The 14,497-nt window shown below is 55.2% G+C and carries 14 protein-coding genes; 1 reads left to right on the top strand and 13 read right to left on the bottom strand.

Going from position 1 to position 14,497, the window contains the following annotated elements:
- Nucleotides 1–654, top strand: a complete 654-nt coding sequence (locus Q7F15_RS08625) for a YcnI family copper-binding membrane protein (RefSeq protein WP_304415527.1) — start codon at nucleotides 1–3, stop codon at nucleotides 652–654.
- A 142-nt stretch (nucleotides 655–796) separates the two neighbouring features.
- On the opposite strand, the gene Q7F15_RS08620 is transcribed toward Q7F15_RS08625, so the two are convergent.
- From Q7F15_RS08620 to Q7F15_RS08560, 13 genes are all read right to left on the bottom strand, one after another.
- On the bottom strand, nucleotides 797–1,213 hold the full coding sequence (locus Q7F15_RS08620; protein WP_171564601.1) for a hypothetical protein: 417 nt from the start codon (nucleotides 1,211–1,213) through the stop codon (nucleotides 797–799).
- An 82-nt stretch (nucleotides 1,214–1,295) separates the two neighbouring features.
- Nucleotides 1,296–1,631 (bottom strand): antibiotic biosynthesis monooxygenase family protein, encoded by a 336-nt coding sequence (locus Q7F15_RS08615; RefSeq protein ID WP_304415430.1) that lies wholly within the window; start codon nucleotides 1,629–1,631, stop codon nucleotides 1,296–1,298.
- Between the two features lie 15 nt (nucleotides 1,632–1,646).
- Nucleotides 1,647–2,414 (bottom strand): alpha/beta hydrolase, encoded by a 768-nt coding sequence (locus Q7F15_RS08610; RefSeq protein WP_171564599.1) that lies wholly within the window; start codon nucleotides 2,412–2,414, stop codon nucleotides 1,647–1,649.
- Nucleotides 2,415–2,426: 12 nt separating this feature from the next.
- Nucleotides 2,427–3,437 carry a FecCD family ABC transporter permease gene (locus Q7F15_RS08605; protein ID WP_438286239.1) on the bottom strand — a complete coding sequence of 337 codons (1,011 nt, stop codon included), beginning with the start codon at nucleotides 3,435–3,437 and terminating at the stop codon, nucleotides 2,427–2,429.
- 4 nt (nucleotides 3,438–3,441) lie between these two features.
- On the bottom strand, nucleotides 3,442–4,449 hold the full coding sequence (locus Q7F15_RS08600; protein ID WP_304415428.1) for a FecCD family ABC transporter permease: 1,008 nt from the start codon (nucleotides 4,447–4,449) through the stop codon (nucleotides 3,442–3,444).
- A 25-nt stretch (nucleotides 4,450–4,474) separates the two neighbouring features.
- The gene (locus tag Q7F15_RS08595; RefSeq protein WP_304415427.1) at nucleotides 4,475–5,467 is read right to left on the bottom strand and encodes an iron-hydroxamate ABC transporter substrate-binding protein; all 993 of its coding nucleotides are present in this window, start codon (nucleotides 5,465–5,467) and stop codon (nucleotides 4,475–4,477) included.
- A 649-nt stretch (nucleotides 5,468–6,116) separates the two neighbouring features.
- Nucleotides 6,117–6,878, bottom strand: a complete 762-nt coding sequence (locus Q7F15_RS08590) for an N-acetylmuramoyl-L-alanine amidase family protein (protein WP_171564595.1) — start codon at nucleotides 6,876–6,878, stop codon at nucleotides 6,117–6,119.
- Nucleotides 6,879–7,054: 176 nt separating this feature from the next.
- Complete coding sequence (locus Q7F15_RS08585) at nucleotides 7,055–7,348, bottom strand: hypothetical protein (RefSeq protein WP_171564594.1); 294 nt, start codon at nucleotides 7,346–7,348, stop codon at nucleotides 7,055–7,057.
- Between the two features lie 116 nt (nucleotides 7,349–7,464).
- Complete coding sequence (locus tag Q7F15_RS08580) at nucleotides 7,465–7,551, bottom strand: YjcZ family sporulation protein (protein ID WP_171564742.1); 87 nt, start codon at nucleotides 7,549–7,551, stop codon at nucleotides 7,465–7,467.
- A 116-nt stretch (nucleotides 7,552–7,667) separates the two neighbouring features.
- Nucleotides 7,668–8,381 (bottom strand): urease accessory protein UreH domain-containing protein, encoded by a 714-nt coding sequence (locus Q7F15_RS08575; protein WP_230077034.1) that lies wholly within the window; start codon nucleotides 8,379–8,381, stop codon nucleotides 7,668–7,670.
- A 495-nt stretch (nucleotides 8,382–8,876) separates the two neighbouring features.
- The gene (locus tag Q7F15_RS08570; protein ID WP_304415426.1) at nucleotides 8,877–10,922 is read right to left on the bottom strand and encodes a molybdopterin-containing oxidoreductase family protein; all 2,046 of its coding nucleotides are present in this window, start codon (nucleotides 10,920–10,922) and stop codon (nucleotides 8,877–8,879) included.
- Between the two features lie 151 nt (nucleotides 10,923–11,073).
- On the bottom strand, nucleotides 11,074–12,612 hold the full coding sequence (locus Q7F15_RS08565; RefSeq protein ID WP_304415425.1) for a spore germination protein: 1,539 nt from the start codon (nucleotides 12,610–12,612) through the stop codon (nucleotides 11,074–11,076).
- A 181-nt stretch (nucleotides 12,613–12,793) separates the two neighbouring features.
- On the bottom strand, nucleotides 12,794–14,491 hold the full coding sequence (locus Q7F15_RS08560; protein ID WP_212133180.1) for an L-lactate permease: 1,698 nt from the start codon (nucleotides 14,489–14,491) through the stop codon (nucleotides 12,794–12,796).
- Between the last annotated feature and the right edge of the window lie 6 nt (nucleotides 14,492–14,497).

Genomic DNA, 14,497 nt, shown 5'->3' with positions numbered 1-14,497 from the left:
ATGAACTGGAATAAATGGGCAAGCTCGCTCGCTGTCGCCGGAGCGCTTCTGACCTTCGCGGGAACGGCTAGCGCCCACGTCACGGTCTGGCCGAAGGAAACGAAAGCGAACTCGTATGAACGCTATACCGTTCGCGTCCCGGTGGAAAAGGACAGCAATACTATCAAGGTGCGGCTGGAATTCCCGGCGGGTGTAAAAGTGGGTACGGTTCTGCCGGCCCCCGGCTGGACCTACGAATGGGAAAAAGACGCGGACGGCCGGTTCAAGGCGATCACCTGGACAGCCACCGCCGACGGGATCAAGCCGCATGAATTCATGGAGTTCGGCCTCTCCGCCAAAAACCCCGCCGAACCGGGCACGCTGACTTGGAATGCAACTCAGACGTACGCCGATGGCACGGTCGTCGAGTGGACAGGTGCCGCAGGGTCTGACACGCCGGCCCCTACCGTCGCGGTTAAGGAAGCGGCCCAAACCGCCGATGACCATGCCGATGAGCATAAAGCAGCAGGGAACTCAGGGAACAACGAAGCTGGTCAGGCTGCGGCTCCGGCGGCACAGAACAGTTCTTCTTCGACCGGCAGCACGCTGCCGCTGGTGCTCTCCGGGTTGGCGCTGCTGATCTCGGTGATCAGCCTCTTCCGGAAAAAAGCGTAGGACGCAGACGCGGGGGAAACAGGGGGCACACGTCTCACATCTTGGATAACCTGATGTTTGCCCCCTGCCCGGGCCGCGTTTTGGAGCGGACCCGATCCACTGCTCTGCCGGTCGTAAAGAGAGCGAGCAGCGCCCATGCCAGCTATTCGTTCGTTTTTGGAACAGCACTTTTCTCCGTGGCCTTGACGAATACCCCCTCACTTTTTTCAAAGGCAATCTGAACACTCGGATCAACGTCCTTGATCGTGAACAGCTTTGTCCCTTCCTCCAGATAATTTGAGTGAATGATAAGTGAAGATGGTTCTACATCCCGTGGATATTCGTATTTCTCCTGCACGATTCCAATTTGTTCCCCGATCTTTTCTTTTGCTACCAGCTCGTCGTTGTTTTCATCATTTTTAATGACATACACACGGTTTTCGACAACCACAAATGGGTACGGCCAGCTTGCCGCTTCATGTGCTGTATTTTCTGTATCTGGCGATGGGGAGTTATCCGCACATGATGAAAGCAGTATCGCGGCAAGGGTCAGCATGACTGCGAGCGGAACGCGTCTCATTTTTCCCCCTCCTCATCTGTAAAAAATAGGATGCAGATGATGTTATGATAACATCTGCATCCTGTATGGTAAATATTTCCTATCACTGTTGATCCGACTGTTTCCTGCCGCTCTTGAATGCTTTCACATCGTAAAGATGATGGCTGGAGCTGATGATATAATCCGGCTTCGGCTTGCCTCTCGCCTGCCTGTGGCCTTCCAGATGGGCTTCGCTCAGCTCCCATTTTTTCCATGCCTCTCTGGATTCCCAGCGGATCATGATGATAACTTCTTCTTCCCCTTTTTTGCTGCTTTTGACGAGCACGCTCAGATCAATAAATCCTTCCGATTTTTCAACGGCCCCTTCTCTTTTGAACCGCTCGACCACCAGATCAGAGGTGCCTTCTTTCACGATCAGGTTCTTGGTTTCCACGAACACAGCACTCACTCCCTTCTATTTCTGAAACAGCCATGACAGCGCTTGGGGGAATCGGCTGCGGAAGCAGGAAAGCTCGTGCCGTCCGCCCTCCTCCACATGCAGCCGCAGTTGTTTCCCGTTTAACCCACTGGCCGCCAGTATGGCATACGCTTCTTTTGTGCGCGCGACCATTTCCCGCTGCACGGTCTGCTTCCCTTCTCCTTCCAAACTTCCTACGTCCAGATAGAGTCTCAGCCCGGTCTGCGCCATCTTTTGCTCGCGCATGTAGTCTGCAAACCCTTCGTACCAGAACGAACCGGAAATGGAGCCAATTTTGCCGAACACACCGGGGTACAGGTACGCGGCGTACAGTGAGATGAGACCCCCGAGCGATTTGCCGATGATTCCCGTTTGATCGGGACGGCGATTGGTTTTGTACCTGCTGTCGATATGCGGTTTCACCTGCTCGACGATAAACGCGAGGTATTCCGCCCCTCTGCCGCCGAAGTCAGCGAATCGCTCCGACAAGGCCTTGGCAAACCAGGGGGTGTACTCATGAATCCGGTCGACCGGTGCGATACCGACCATGATGAGTTCGGCCAGTTCTCCGCTGGCAAACTTCCGCTCGATTTCCTGCAGAGAAGCAGCGGGACGCAAAGAAGAATCCGCCTGTTCTGCAAACAAATCGCCGCCATCGTGCACGTAGACGACCGGGAACGAGGCAGCACCGTCCGGATACGAGGGCGGCAGATAGATCGCAAGTTCCCTCTCTCCGATATGATCAGTGATGATTGTGCCCTTCACGGCGGTTACCTCCTACATTTTTGCCCGGAACAGCAAATAGACGAAATACGGCACGCCCACGATGGATATGACGATTCCCACCGGCAGTTCGGCTGGGGAAAAGACGGTTTTGGCAATAAAATCGGAAATGACGACCAGCAGCATGCCGACCAGTCCGCTAATCGGCATCACGCGCCGATGATGCAAGCCGACCAGCCGTTTGGCGATATGCGGAGACAGCAGTCCGACAAACCCGATACTGCCGGATACGGAAACGCACGCGCTGACAAGTCCTATGCTTGCGATCAACAGCACGCTTTTCTCTTTTTCCGTTCGCACGCCCAGACCTTTCACGCTCTCTTCTCCCAATTGAAGCACGTCCAGGATCGGCGCTTTGCGGAAAACGACCGGAACGAGCAAAAGAAACCACGGAATCATGGACAGCACGTAGTTCCAGTTGGCGTTCCAGATGCTTCCTGTCAACCACACCGCCGCCATCTCGTAATCCTGCGGATTCATCTTGAGCGACAGATAAATCGTCGCCGCGGACAGCCCTGAACCGACGGCAATGCCGACGAGGATCAGCGTTCCCGGTTCCAGTCTGCCGTTTCTCCACGCGAACAGGTAGATGAAACCGGCAGCCATCAACCCGCCCGCCAGGCCAAACATGGGCATCGCCATGATGGAAAGCAGGCTTGCTCCAATCATTTTTCCTTCAAACAGAAGCATGAACAGGACGCCGGCAAATCCCGCTCCCGCATTGATGCCGAGAATGCCAGGATCGGCCAGCCCGTTCTTCGTAATCCCTTGAACGACGGTTCCGGCGATCCCGAGACCAAAGCCGACAAACGCAGCGATGACAATGCGCGGCAGACGAAACTCGAAGACGACCATGTCGTGCTCCGGCACCGGATCAATGCGCAGCAACGTTTTGATCACATCGGTGACGGTCAGATTGAATACGCCGTTTGTCAGGCTGACATAGACGACAGCAAGCAAAAGGACTGCGCCGGCGACGAGCGTCATCCAATAGCGCCGTTCCATGCTCCTACGCATGTTTCTTCCCCCCTCTCGTGCGGATCAGGTAGAGGAAGAAAGGAACGCCAAAGAGCGCACAGACAACGCCGACCGGCGTCTCAAAGGGGTCATTCAGGAATCGGCTCATGACATCGGCAAGTCCCAAAAAGACAGCGCCAAGCACGCCGGAGCACGGGACGATCCAGCGATAGTCCAATCCGACCAGAAATCGGGCCACGTGTGGAATGATGAGTCCCACAAATCCGATTTTTCCGGCCAACGCGACGGAAATGCCGGTCAGGATGACGACGGCGGCGGTAGCGACCGCCTTGATCAAGGTGGTCCGCTGTCCCAGGCTGATGGCCGTTTCGTCGCCCAGACTAAGCACGGTAATCGAGCGGGAGATGAGCAGGGCCGTCACGATTCCGACGATGGCAAAGGGCACGGCCACCTTGATCATGCTGGGGTCGATCTGGTGCAGCCGGGCGTTGTACCAGAAGCTGACGTTTTGCGAGACTTGAAAATAACTCGCAAGTGCCGCCGATGTGCTGCTCAGAAACGTTCCGATGACAGTGCCGATAATCGCCATGCGCACCGGTGACATGCCGTTTGGCACCAGGGAGGCCATGCCGAATACCATCCCCGTCCCCAGTGCCGAGCCGATCAGCGAAAACGCGATCATGTCCAGGGACGTAGCGTCCGGCAGCAGGATCATGCAAAGAGTGATGACGAACGCCGAACCGTCCGTCACGCCCATAATGGAAGGGGACGCCAGGTAATTCCTTGTCATCCCCTGCATGAGTGCGCCCGACATGGCGAGGAATGCGCCGATCAGGATGGCGCCAATTGCTCTCGGCAGCCGCGAGTGCATGACAATCTGATGATTCACGTTGCCCGCGTCAAAATGAACGAACGCCTCCCACACCACGTGTGCCTCTATATTCCGTGCGCCGTAGAGAATGGATGTCAGGATGACGATTGCAATCGCAATCGGTGACAGCCCCAAAATCAGGGCCGGCAGTGGAAAGTTTCGTCTCATGTCCGTTTACACGCCTTGTTCAAGATTACTGGGACAGTTTCTCCACGGCAGCTTTCAGAAAGTTGATTTTGCTCCACGCTGTGCCGCCTTGGGCAAGCGGATCGACGACGTTCACATACACCCTGTTGTTTTTGACTGCATTGATGCTCTGCCAGATCGGATTGGCCTGCACCTCTTCCAGCGCTTTCGGATGCTGCGCGTTTTCATCCAGGGAGAACTGTACGAACACGTAATCCGGGTTCATTTCGCTGAACCTTTCCAGGGAAATGGTCTCCTGCGCCTTGGCCGCTTTGATCGGTTCCGGCACTTCCAGGCCCAAATCCTTGTACAGCGTGTCGTTGAAGTATACATTCTCCGGGTAGATGTTGATGTTGCCCTGTCTGTAGCGAATGACCACAACCTTTTTGCCTTTCAGCTTCTCGCCCAGCTGTGCCTTTGCCGCTTCCGCATCCGCCTTGTATTTCTCAAGCGCCTGTTCGGCCAGGTCCTGTTTGCCCGTCAGCTCCGCGAGAAGGCGGAGATTGTTCTCCCAGTTGGTGGAAATGTGGGAGTACGGAAACGTCGGCGCAATTTTGACCAGCTTTTCCATGACTTCCGGCTTGAACTTGGAGGTGCCCAGGATGACATCCGGCTTCAATTGGAGAATCGTCTCAAAATTCGGCTGCGTCTTCTCGCCGATCGACACCGTCGACCCGGTAATCTCCTTGAATATGTCCGGGAATTTTCCCCCGATGGTAATACCGCCGACCGGTTGCACGCCAAGCACGACGGCGTCCTCCATCGCTTCCAGGCTTCCGGTGATGACGATCCGTTCCACTTTGGCCGGGACGGTGTAATCCTTGTCCAGATAGCGGACTGTTCTCGTCGTTTGTTCAGCCGTATTTCCGGCGGGCACCACATTACCCGCGCTGTTGTTCACATTCGTCGTGGCAGTCTTGTCAGCAGAACCGCAAGCCGCCAACAACAGCATGAGCAGGGCGACGAACCCCGTCCCTGCACGCTTTAATCCCTTTTTCATGTGCAGTAAATCTCCTTTCAGCAACCTCTCTAGTAATTGAGGATGATTCTCATTGCTAATTCTAAGGACGAAAGCCCTTGATGAACATGGACAATATACAGAAAACAGCATGGACAAAATCCAGATCACATCCGTACATATTCCTCCACGATTCGCTGATGGGCAGTCCGCATTCACTTCTGCCAGCCATTGGTTGACGCGACGTCCTGGGGAACGAACAAAGGGAGAGCAGCTGCTCTCCTTTTCAGACTGATGACAAACTGTATTTTTTTGATCGAAGTTCCGAATGTAAAACCATCTTTCATCGTTGTCAGGCCGAAAGGCCTGCAGATTAATCAAACCGAAGGTGGAGAAAAAGTACACGGCATGGAGTGATGGGCCAAGCGAGCTCCTTTGACGACCTGCACAGCGGAAAAACGCTAGACGCGGGGAATACAGGGGACACAAGTCTCACTTCGTCGAAATGCCCAGATGTTTGTCCCCTGCCCGCGTCGCGTTTTGTAGCGAACAATATCCACTACTTTGCTGGTCGTCAAGAGAGCGAGCGGGCCCGATCACCCATGCGCCACGGACTTTGTCTACACGCTGAAAGGGAGAGCAACTGCTCTCCCTCTGCTGATTGACGTTCCACGGTGCTGTGCGTCCGCCGCTACATCGCCTGAATTTTTTCCCACAACTGCTTTCCCTTCTGCCACACATCTTTCCAAAATTGAGTCCACGACGCTTTCTCGAGGTCGTCCTTCTGCATGCTGCCCACCAGCAGGAAGTATTCGCGAATGCCGGAACAAATCGCTCTCGACAGTTCGGCCTGCTTTTCCGGACGCGTCATCTGCTCCCGATCCCGCGCATTGCTGATGTATCCCATTTCCACAATCACAGTCGGACATATGGAGTGGCGCAGCAAATAATACGTCTTTCCCGCTTTTGGTTCATCCTTTTTGCCATACAGTTCGTTTAAGTGATGCTGCAAGATGTCCGCAAGCAGGAAACTTTGATGGTTTTGCTGATACAGCACAAGTCCCCCGCGCGTGTTTGGGTTTGTAGACCAGTTCACATGCAGGCTGACCATGATTTGCGGGTCCAATGCGGCAGCCAGGCCCCGCCGCTGCGCCAAGTCGCGCTTGTGACGGGATGACGTTTTGGACCACCGATTTTCATCACTCAGCGCATAATCCCCGGTGCGATTGAGGATCACCTGATACCCTTCGGCGGACAATTGATGATACACTCGTCGCGCAATTTCCAAATTGATGTCCTTTTCGTACAGGCCTCCGTAAGAGGTTCCTCCGTCAATCCCCCCGTGTCCCGCATCAATGATCACATGGATGGGAGAAATTGCCTGACTGAAAGCAATGGCATGCCCAGGATACAGGAGCAGAAACGCCGTGAACACGACGCATGTTCGCTTCATTCTCCCTCTACCTTTCCGGCTTTTTTCGTAGTATGTTCCAACGAAAAAGCGGACATGCGCCGCCGATTCCGCTGTGACGCAGTATAGACAACCTGCGGGGTGAATTCATGTCCGTGTGCATGCAGGGGGACTTCGAAAACCCTCTCGTCAACAAAAAAGAGGGACGTACGCCCCCTTTACATCATATCATCGTGATGTTTTTTCTGAGGACGAATCAACTCGCCTGCCTGTTGCAGCGTCTGCAGCAGTTCGCTGACTGTCCTCACCTGATCGACAATGGTTCCCAAATCGAGGTTGAGTCTGGGAAAGGCAAACAAGGATCGCCTGCGAGGCGCATTGATCTTCTTCCATTCCTGAAAGTGCTTCTGCAGCGCTTCCGGGTTCCTTCGCTCCCGCTTGGGCACCTTGTTGGCTCTGAGCCAATCGTGAAATTCCTGAGGGTATTCGCCGTCTGGTTTGATTTTGCGCATGCAATCACCTCTTTTTTCGTGACGGTGTACTCAGCGTCTATGGGCACGTACACTGCGAGAAGTGAAAAAAAGCAAAGGGGGAGCCCCTTTGCACCTCAGCGCAATCATCGCCGTCTTTAACAGTCGCAATCACACCCGACGATGACCAGCAGTATGAACAATACCAATGCCAGCGCAAACCCATCACGATGGAAGATACCCATATGCAATTCCTCCTTTCGCACATGTAGTCGTCATACTCTATGTACAAAAGGTAGGAAATGCTTATACGCGTACCCATGGTGACAAAAATTTCTTTTGCATCACGATACGAATGCCCCTATTGCAGCCACATCCTGAACAACCCCTCCACAACGCCGAGGTTGTACATGTAATACAGGCCAAACACGGCACTGATCCCTCCAGTCAATTGTGTCAGCACGCGGCTTATTCCGGCGTTTTTCGCGCTGATGACGAAGGGAATCCCGATGATCGTCGTGGTCAGGAGCATACCGATAATCGTGCCGGCCCCAAATACCAGGATATACAGGCCGCCTTCCCATACACTGTTCACCGCAGCCATTGTCCACAGGACGAGCGCAGCGCTGCCCGCCAACCCATGCACCAGTCCGATCAGCAGGGATTTTCCGTACGACACCCGTTGCAGGTGTTTGCGGGACTCGCTCTGTACGTGCGAGAAGGCATTTTTGTGCAGTTCCCCGTCATGTTCATGCTCATGCACCTGGATGTGCCGTTTCTTACGGGAACGAAGACTCGTAACGCCCAGGTATACAAGCATGATCCCGACGAGGAACTCAAGCGACATGGCCACTTTTTCGGGAATGCCGTTCTTTACCAGAAGAAATACCATGCCGACGACAAACAGCGTGGCGGTATGTCCGATTCCCCAGAACAAACCGGCCAACGACGCATTCCCCAATCGCTTCGTCTGCGTGGCGACCGTGGATACCGCGATCACATGGTCCGGTTCAATCGCATGTTTGATCCCCAATACAAACGCAACCGCCAGCACCGACAACAAACTCGCTTCCATATCTGTGATTCCGTCCCCTCTTTTTCCATTTTTACCCATCAAATCTTCCGATGGGTGGCAACCCTATTTTCATCTGTGAATGTTGCTTGCCTATGCAAGCGTGTCGGCACGCGAATATACAGGTATGGTAATGCCAGAATATAGAAAAGAGGGTGATGTGTATGTACAATTATCCTGGACAATGGCATGACCAATCGTCCGAACAATGGTCCACACAATCGCCTTATTGGTCGACAGAATCGTGGGACCAATCGTATTGGCCCGCCCAATCTCCATCGCAATATCGGCCGCCGCGCCGGCGAATCTGTCCGGACTTTTGCAGACGCTGTCCCCCGGAATGCTGCCGACGTCCCTGGAGAAGGGGTTATTAAGTGCCCCAGCTGCATGCAGCCCTCGCTGCTGCTGCCGTGATCAGGTAATGGTTCCGACAGCAAGCAGCATACACGAATGAGCCACATCCCGCCAAAGTGGGTGTGGCTCTCACTGTGCCATAAGCTAGGCTTTTGCCACGTTGACGCGTCCAGAAAAGAAGGTGGCTCCGCCGCCCATGTCCGCAAGACGGTCCGGCGTGAGCGCATTCACCAACCGTTTCGTGCCTGTCATATCCGCCCACAGCCCCTGGCTTACCACTACGCCGGGCAGCACATTCTCGCCTACGGCGGCGACCAGTTCACACTCGCCACGTTCGTTCCATACCCGCACCTTATCCCCGTTGTTGATTCCGGCCCGTGCTGCATCGGCAGCATTCATGTGCAGTCGAGGCATTTTTTCCAGCTGCACGTGCTTGTCTTGATGGGAGAAAGTCGAATTGAGGAAATTATGATTGGGCGCCGGAATAAACCAATACGGGTAATCGCCGTCTTCGGCTTCGGCAAGCGGTACATACGTCGGCAGCGGCGGATATCCTTCCCGCTCCATCCTTTCCGAATACAGCTCGATTTTCCCGCTGGGTGTAGGAAGGCGTCCCGGAAACAGGGGTTTTACATTTGCCTTGACATACTGCTTCTCCACCAGTGTTTCATAGTCGATGCCTTCCAGATACGGGTTCCGGTGGTTGGAAAGCGCCTGCCGGATCAGCTCCTCCTCCGTGTCCTGAAATGCCTGTTCATCAAATCCCATCGCTTTCGCCAGCAGGCGGAACACTTCCACATTGGACCTGCTTTCTCCATACGGCGGAATCACTGGCCGCTGCAATTGAATGTAGTGATGCCAGTACGAGGTGTAAAAGTCCGTGTTTTCAAAAGAAGATGTCGCCGGAAGCACGAGATCGGCATACATGGCCGTCTCCGTCAAAAACATGTCGTGCACGACGGTAAACAGATCGTCGCGGGCCAGCCCGCGGCGCACCTTGTTGGCTTCTGGGGCCACAACAGCCGGGTTGCTGCTGTACACAAACAGCGAACGCACCGGCGGGTCTAGCTCAAGCAGGGCATCCCCCAGCTGATTCATGTTGATCAGGCGCGCCTGATTATCGGCGCGCAAATCAGGACGCTGCAGCGCCTGCTTGTTGAACCGCAGGTACCCTCCGTTCCCCTTGATCGCTCCGCCCCCTTTTTTCAGCCATTGGCCTGTAAGCGCGGGTAGACAGGCAATCGTCCGCACGCACATGCCGCCATTGTCATGATGCTGCAGCCCGTTTCCGATGCGGATAAAAGATGGGGACACTTGACCGTACATGCGGGCCAGCCGGACAATATCCTCCACGGGAACACCCGTAATGGCGGAAACGGCAGCGGGCTCGTACCGCTTTACATGCTCCCGAAGCTCCTCATGCCCTACGGTATACTGGCGGAGAAAATCTTCGTCCACCATGTTTTCGGCAAACAGCACATGCATTATGCAAAGGGCAAGTGCGCTGTCCGTCCCGGGCATGATCGGAATAAACCAGTCTGCCCAACGTCCGGTCTGGTTTTTGTGCACATCGATCACGACGACCTGGGCTCCGTTTTTGCGCGCTTTCTCGGCAAGCGCCACCTGGTGCATGTTTGTGCTGACCGCATTAATCCCCCACATGATGATCAGCTTGGCATGGATCGTATCCTCGGGGTCCGTCCCAAAGCTGCCGCCCATGGTATACTCGTACCCTTTTGTTCCGGCTGCATTGCAAATCGTTTGCTCCAGCCTGCTTGCGCCCAGGCGGTGAAAAAACCGGCGGTCCATCGATTCCGCACTGAGCCTGCCCATGTTGCCGTAGAAACTGTACGGCAGGATGCTTTCCGGCCCCTCGCTGCGAATCAATTCCTTCCAGCGGGCAGCAATCGTTTCAATCGCTTCGTCCCAGCTGATTCGTTCAAATTTGCCTTCCCCTTTTACGCCCACACGCTTTAACGGATAGGAGAGCCGTTTGGGGTCGTAGATTCGCGCTGTCATGTTTCGTACCTTGTTGCAGATAGCTCCCCGGGTGACGGGATGGTTGGGATCGCCCTCGATTTTCACAATCTTTCCATCTTTTTTGTGTACAAGGAGACCGCATTGATCCGGACAATCCAGTGAGCAGACAGACGGAAAAACTCCACTTGGCTGATTGGCGTAGTGCTCCACAGTGTATCTCCTCTCCCGTTTTTACACGATGGAACCAACTGCCCGGCATACGCAGTTGCTCTGCTCGACGATCGTGACTTTTTTTCGTTTATCTTATCACGATACGCGCTTGATTTCGCACCTGTCAACTCCCTTGTCGCCAACGATCCCTTCACGTGTTTCGCCGGTCGCGCTGCACCATCGGGGTGTCCTCTCCCTTCTTGGGCTTGCGCGTTTTCAGAAACGCTGGACGCGTACGCAGCTTTTTCATCGGAATGCGAATCAGCATATCCGTCCAGTCGCGCAAACGCAGCGGAGAAAACGGCGCCAGATAGGGAACCCCGAACGAAACCAGCCTGGCCACATGGGCATGGATGAAGAGCAGGCCCAGGATGAATCCGTACGTCCCCAACACACTGCTGCAGATCAGCAGAAAGAAACGCAGAATCCGGTGTGTGATGCCGAGATAATACACAGGCGACGTAAAGGAGGAGATCGCGGTCAGTGCGACGATGACAAGCGTCACGGGACTGACCAGGTTGGCGTTCACAGCCGCCTGCCCAATCACAATACCGCCGACGATGCTGACCGCCTGTCCGACCGGCCTGGGCAGTTTGACGCCAGCTTCCCGGATGATCTCTATGATGAATTCCATGATAAAAATTTCCATAAAGATAGGAAACGCCACCTTGACACGTGCGGCGTCCATGGAGATGAGCAGCCGGGTGGGAATCAGCTCCGGGTTGTACGCGACGAGTGACAGGTACAGCCCGGGCGTCGTGATGCTGAGAAACAGGGCGACCATCCGCACAATGCGGATCAGCGTGGCGTACTGCCAGCTGGTGTAGTAGTCGTCGACCGTTTCCAGCATTTGAAAAAACGTGATCGGCAGGATCAGCGCATGCGACGTCCCCTCGACCATGACCGCCACGTTTCCCTCAATCAGATAGGAACAGGTGACGTCAGGCCGTTCCGTGGGGCGCATGAGGGGAAACAGGGAGAACGAATTGTCCTCCAGATATTCCAGTAGCTGCATCTGGCCGATCAGGCTGTCTGTTTCGATGCAGGAAAGACGCCGCCTTACTTCTTCCACGACCTGCGGATTGGCCACGTCTGCCAGGTAGATGACGGCCGTCTCCTGCTTCGTCCGTCTTCCCACCACGATGGATTCCACCCGCAGATACGGGTCGCGCAAGCGCTGGCGAACCAGGCCGATATTGGTGTTGAGCGTTTCCACAAAGCTGTCTTTCGGTCCGATGACGCTTTGTTCCGTTTCCGGCTGCTCGATGTTCCGGCTGTATTCCTTTTTGACTCCCACCGCCAGACCGACCGACTCGCCCTCTACCAGGAGCAGCGCTTTGCCGTGCAGGATCTGCTCAATCGCGGCCTGCCAGTCCTCTACTCGCTGTATGTCACTTGCGGATATGATGTTCTCCTGGATAAACAGGATCAGGCTTTTTTCCTCGTCCTCGGCCAAAGACGTCTCCACAGCTGTCGGGAACATGCCCGCTCTCTGCTGGAGGGGAACGATCACCTGCCGGTTCAGGCGGTCGGAATCGGCCAGACTGTGCAGAAAGAACAGGCTGACATTCCTGTCCAGACACGTGAAGTGGCAGGCGGCGAAATCGCTGTTGCGGCCGAGGCGCTCCGTCAGCACCTCCGCGTTTTTGACCAGCGACGCGTGAAGGGGCGTCTTCTCGATTGTGTTCACCGCTTGTGTCTCGCGTAACAGGAACCGTTTCGATCTATCCACCGATTTGCGCCAAAACAGGTTGAACTTCATGGTCGTTTGATAGCTGTCCTTCCGTATATCCGGTAATAGGTATAGTATTGCTTACAGGATGTTCGATTATCATATAAATGGGATCGATTCGGGGGAAGGATGATTTCGTTTACGGCAGCATCCAGGAGAGGATATTTGTCTGCAGATAGGTCAGCATGCAGATGATCAGCAGGAGCAACACGCTGTGCCTACACGTAAACCGGAACAGGTCGGCGTCTTTTCCAGCCAGCCCCACCGCCGCACAGGCGACGGCGATCGATTGCGGCGAGATCATTTTGCCTGTAACACCACCGCTGCTGTTGGCGGCGATCGCCAATGCTGGGTCCATGCCCAGTTGGATGGCCGTCACCTTTTGCAGACCGCCGAAGAGCAGGTTGGACGAAGTGTCCGAGCCCGTGAGAAATACCCCCAGCCAACCCAGGATGGGCGAAAAAAACGGGAACAGGATCCCTGTCGCCGCCAAGGTCATCCCCAGGGTCGTGCTCATTCCGGATGCGTTGGCCACATAGGCAAAACCGACGACGGAGGCGATCGTTACGATGGCAAAGCGCAGTTCGCACAGGGTCTCACCAAACGTCTTCCCCCACTCTCTCCAGGAAAGGCGGCAGATGAACTTGGTGATGACCGCTGCAAACAGGATGGCCGTCCCTGCCGCCACCAGCAGTTCGAGCTTAAACACCGCGTCGATTGGCTTACCGTTGGCGCCAATGACTAGCCGGTGCAGGCCGGGAACCGGTGGTGCAAAGGTGAGGGCCTTGCCGATCGAATTGAGGGCGGACAGGAGCACGTTGCCCCCTTCGTATTTGCCGGTCAATGCCAATTTTACCGCTGGAATTCCCCACAAGGAAATCAGCGCGGTCAGCACCAAAAATGGCGACCAAGCGTACAGAACCCGCCCCGCCAAAAGGGTTTCCCCGTTTTTCCCTCCTGTCGCTCCAGCACCACCAACCGTTCTTGTTTCGGTCTGATCTGCTTCAAAGCGGAAGATCGACCGGGGCTGCCACACTTTCAAAAAGAGCGTCAGGCAGACAATCGAAACCAGGGCGGAGAGAATATCGGGAAGTTCCGGTCCCATGTAGTTGGAAGTGAAAAACTGCGTGACGGCAAACGAAATGCCGGAAACCAAAATGGCAGGCAGCACTTCCATGGTCCGCCGAAAGCCGCACATCAGCACGACGAGATAAAACGGAACGAGGATGGAGAGCAGCGGCAGTTGGCGGCCGACGATCTGGGAAATGTCAATGGCCGGAATGCCTGTCGGACCAGACACGGCGATGATCGGCGTTCCAATGGCACCAAAGGCGACCGGTGCCGTGTTGGCGAGCAGGCAAATGCCCGCCGCATAGAGAGGATGAAAACCAATCCCGGCCAGCAGTGCCGCCGAGATGGCGACCGGCGCTCCAAAGCCGGCCGCTCCTTCCAGAAAGGCCCCGAACGAGAAGGCGATCAGCAGAGCCTGCAGGCGGCGGTCTTCCGTGATGGACACAACGGACGAACGAATGATGTCAAACTGCCCCGATTTTACCGTCAGTTTATACAAAAAGACGGACGCGATAATAATCCAGCCAATCGGCAGGATTCCGTAAACAGCGCCTTGAATGGCCGACATGACTGCCATGCCGACCGGCATCCCGTACACCAAAATCGCAATCAGCACAGCCACCAGCAATGTAGTCGAACCGGCCACATGGCCCTTCATGCGTTTTACGGCCAGCGCCCAGAAAAAATAGAGAATCGGGATCACTGCAACCAGGGCGGAGAGGCCCAGACTCCCTCCCACCGGGCTGAATATTTGTGACCACGTCATCATAAC

It is taken from the genome of Brevibacillus aydinogluensis (assembly GCF_961514395.1).
GTDB lineage: Bacteria > Bacillota > Bacilli > Brevibacillales > Brevibacillaceae > Brevibacillus > Brevibacillus aydinogluensis.
The sequence above is the reverse complement of the archived record's forward strand: the minus strand, read 5'-3'. Positions and strand labels throughout refer to the sequence as shown.

Excerpts from the sequence above, each read along its gene's own strand:
- Q7F15_RS08625 (WP_304415527.1), top strand. The coding sequence starts at position 1 with ATGAACTGGAATAAATGGGCAAGCTCGCTCGCTGTCGCCGGAGCGCTT.
- Q7F15_RS08620 (WP_171564601.1), bottom strand. The coding sequence starts at position 1,213 with ATGAGACGCGTTCCGCTCGCAGTCATGCTGACCCTTGCCGCGATACTG.
- Q7F15_RS08605 (WP_438286239.1), bottom strand. The coding sequence starts at position 3,437 with ATGGAACGGCGCTATTGGATGACGCTCGTCGCCGGCGCAGTCCTTTTG.
- Q7F15_RS08600 (WP_304415428.1), bottom strand. The coding sequence starts at position 4,449 with ATGAGACGAAACTTTCCACTGCCGGCCCTGATTTTGGGGCTGTCACCG.
- Q7F15_RS08595 (WP_304415427.1), bottom strand. The coding sequence starts at position 5,467 with ATGAAAAAGGGATTAAAGCGTGCAGGGACGGGGTTCGTCGCCCTGCTC.
- Q7F15_RS08590 (WP_171564595.1), bottom strand. The coding sequence starts at position 6,878 with ATGAAGCGAACATGCGTCGTGTTCACGGCGTTTCTGCTCCTGTATCCT.
- Q7F15_RS08585 (WP_171564594.1), bottom strand. The coding sequence starts at position 7,348 with ATGCGCAAAATCAAACCAGACGGCGAATACCCTCAGGAATTTCACGAT.
- Q7F15_RS08580 (WP_171564742.1), bottom strand. The coding sequence starts at position 7,551 with ATGGGTATCTTCCATCGTGATGGGTTTGCGCTGGCATTGGTATTGTTC.
- Q7F15_RS08575 (WP_230077034.1), bottom strand. The coding sequence starts at position 8,381 with ATGGAAGCGAGTTTGTTGTCGGTGCTGGCGGTTGCGTTTGTATTGGGG.
- Q7F15_RS08560 (WP_212133180.1), bottom strand. The coding sequence starts at position 14,491 with ATGACGTGGTCACAAATATTCAGCCCGGTGGGAGGGAGTCTGGGCCTC.